Consider the following 407-nt stretch of genomic DNA (forward strand, 5'->3'; position numbering starts at 1 on the left):
CCTGTGGTGTAAGTGATGGAATAGGTGCTCGCGCCACCGCCGCCCCAGCCATCCTTGGCGTCGCCGTTCAGGTTCAGCATCCACACGCTGGCTGTCTTGTCGTTGACCGTGCCCGTCGATTCCGTGCGGTCCTGGAACGTCTTGTCGTCGTAGCTGACCTGCGCATACAGGTTGCTGCCGCGCGAGCGGATCAGCGGATAACTGCCATACGCGCTGGCGATCTTCGCCGTGCCCTTGGCGTCGAGCACGGCAAATTCCTTGCCCAGCTTGTAATCCATATACGTGTAGGCGCCGCCCAGGCGCAGCAACCCGGCCTGGCCCTGATACGCCAGGCGGCCGTAGTTCAGGCCGTCGGCCGAGGTAAACGCGCGCACGCTGGCCACGTCGCCGATGCCGGCCAGTTCATT

Annotated in this window: 1 pseudogene; it reads right to left on the reverse strand. The window is 64.1% G+C overall.

Going from position 1 to position 407, the window contains the following annotated elements:
• A pseudogene (locus tag K0F86_RS27065) lies at positions 1–407 on the reverse strand (ShlB/FhaC/HecB family hemolysin secretion/activation protein); the annotation flags it as partial.

Source organism: Janthinobacterium sp. UMAB-60 (assembly GCF_900095235.1).
In the GTDB taxonomy this organism is placed as follows: domain Bacteria; phylum Pseudomonadota; class Gammaproteobacteria; order Burkholderiales; family Burkholderiaceae_D; genus Janthinobacterium.